Genomic DNA, 2,438 nt, shown 5'->3' with positions numbered 1-2,438 from the left:
GCCAGGCGCGGTAGCGGCGCAGAGCCCGTCGCTGCATCCGCCGCTCGGAGATGAGGGCGAAGGCCGGGTGGGTGTTGGGTGTGGGACGGCTTCCGCGGGCGATGCGGCGCATCTGGTGGCGGACCTGTGCCATGCCGGCGGCCGAGGCGAGGGCCTTGTCGGACCAGGTGACCGGCCGCAGCTGCTCGTCGGCCTCGCGGCCCCGGCGCCAGCGGTCGGGCAGGTCCGGGGTGACGGCGAGGGCGGTGCCCATCCCGACGATCGCCACGCCGCTGTCGAGGACCTTCTCGGCGGTGGAGCGCTGGGTGATGCCGCCAGTGAGCATCAGCGGCACAGGGCTGGTTTTGACCAGGTCCTTGGCCAGGTCCAGGAAATAGGCCTCGCGGGCCTGGGTGCGTGCGTCGGCGGGGCGGCCCGACATAGCCGGGCTCTCGTAGCTGCCGCCGGACAGTTCGACCAGGTCGACGCCGAGCGGTGCGAGCATCTCGATGACCTGTCGTGCGTCGTCGGCGTCGAAGCCGCCGCGCTGGAAGTCGGCGGAGTTGAGCTTGACCGCGACCGCGAAGGAGGGGGAGACGGCGGCGCGGACGGCGCGGACGACGTCCAGCAGCATCCGGGCCCGGTTCTCCAGAGATCCACCCCATTGGTCGGTGCGCTTGTTGACCAGGGGGGAGAGGAACTGCGACAGCAGGTAGCCGTGGGCGGCGTGGACCTCCACACCGTCGAAGCCCGCCTGCTCGGCGCGGTGGGCGGTGACCGCGTACCGGGTCACGGTGGCCTGGATCTGCTCGGGGGTCATGGCGACGGGGCGGCCGAAGCGGCTGCTGTGCTTGCCCAGGTCGACGGCAACCGCGGACGGGCCCCACACGACGCCGGGCATGTCGGATGCGATCTGGCGGCCAGGGTGGTTGATCTGCATCCAGATCGCCCCGCCGCCGGACTTGCCGGACTTGGCCCACTCGATGAACGGCTCAAGCGGCGCCGTCTCGTCGAGTACCACGCCGGCGGGGCCGGTCAGTGCCTCGGCGTGCACCATGACGTTGCCGGTGATCAGCAGTCCGGTGCCACCGGTGGCCCAGCGCCGGTACAGCCCGAGCAGCTCCTGGCCGGGGAGCTGGCCTGCGCCGGCCATGTTCTCCTCCATGGCCGCCTTGGCGATCCGGTTGCGCAGTACCTGTCCGGAGCGCAGGGACAACGGCGAGAACAGCTCGCTTGCCATCCGAGTTCCCCTCTCCATCTCAATCGCTTACGATGTGTGCAGCGTTCACATTAGGCGTCAATGTGAGCGCTGCAAACATGAAGGAGTGTGACCTGTGCCGCAAGCGGGTGGCTCGTATCACCACGGCGATCTGCGCTCGGCCTGTGTGCGTGCGGCGCTGGAGCTGCTTGAGGAGGACGGCAGCGCCGCGCTGTCGCTGCGGGCCGTGGCCCGGCGGGCCGGCGTGTCACCGACGGCCCCCTACCGCCACTACTCCGACCGCGACGCACTCCTGTCCGCGGTCGCCGCGGAGGGCTACCGTGAGCTCGCCGGAACACTGGCTGCCGCGCATCCCTCGCCCGCGACCGCCGACGAGCTCGCTGCGGTCGCCGTGGCGTATGTGCGTTTCGCCCTGGAACACCCCGCGCTGTTTCGGGTGATGTTCGCCGAGCCGTGTGATCCGAACAGCGAGGAACGGGTCAGCGCGACCGCCGCCATCTCGGAATATGTGCGCACCATCGTCCGCACCGCCTTCCCCGGCGTCGACCCGGACGCGCTGTCGACCACGGTATGGGCCCTGGTCCACGGCCTGGCGTTCCTGCACCTCGACGGCAAGCTCGACGCCTCCTCTCCCGAGGTGGTCGCCGACCAGGTCCGCACCGCCGTCCACGGACTGTTCTCCGCCTCCGCGGCGCTGCAGCGAGCGGCCACGGCACCGTCCGAGTAGGTACGGCGCCAGAGGCTGTGTCTGTCTCTCGCGGTGGCGCGTGTCCAGGGAGTTGCGAGGCGCGGGTTGGCGTCGATGGTCTGCGACGCTCCGCCGACGTGCTCAGCGGGCGAGGGCAACTCAGCCGTGTGTCGCCAGTCGTATGAGCGGGCCGACATGGGGTAGAACAACTCCTGGCTTCCGGTGTCTCCGGAGCCGGAGCACTCCGGACACCCAGGGCTGCTCCCTGGTTTGAACGAAGGATCGGCATACATGGCCAGCGGTACCGTGAAGTGGTTCAACTCCGAAAAGGGTTTCGGCTTCATTCAGCAGGACGGCGGAGGCCCGGACGTCTTCGCGCACTACTCCGAGATCCAGGGAAACGGATACCGTGAGCTGAACGAGGGCGAGCACGTCACCTTCGACATCGGGCAGGGACAGAAGGGCCCGCAGGCGCAGAACATCGTGCGCGGCTGATCAGAGGGCTGTAGCAACCAGTAGGGGGGGGCCCGAGGGGGGCCGCCAAATTCTGTG

3 protein-coding genes are annotated in these 2,438 nt (G+C 69.6%); 2 read left to right on the top strand and 1 reads right to left on the bottom strand.

All coding sequences use genetic code 11. The features are described from left to right. A partial coding sequence (locus tag ACWEN3_RS45300; protein ID WP_452984134.1) for an NADH:flavin oxidoreductase/NADH oxidase family protein occupies window positions 1-1,219 on the bottom strand: 1,219 nt, incomplete at its 3' end. Between the two features lie 94 nt (window positions 1,220-1,313). Here ACWEN3_RS45300 and ACWEN3_RS45295 point away from each other — a divergent pair. Together ACWEN3_RS45295 and ACWEN3_RS45290 are read left to right on the top strand one after the other, a co-directional pair. After that, window positions 1,314-1,925, top strand: coding sequence for a TetR/AcrR family transcriptional regulator (locus ACWEN3_RS45295; protein WP_452984132.1), 612 nt, complete (start codon window positions 1,314-1,316; stop codon window positions 1,923-1,925). Window positions 1,926-2,177: 252 nt separating this feature from the next. Continuing rightward, window positions 2,178-2,381 carry a cold-shock protein gene (locus ACWEN3_RS45290; RefSeq protein WP_452984130.1) on the top strand — a complete coding sequence of 68 codons (204 nt, stop codon included), beginning with the start codon at window positions 2,178-2,180 and terminating at the stop codon, window positions 2,379-2,381. The last annotated feature ends 57 nt before the right edge of the window (window positions 2,382-2,438 follow it).

This window comes from Streptomyces sp. NPDC004561 (genome assembly GCF_053602155.1).
This window is presented reverse-complemented; position numbering and strand designations above follow the sequence as displayed.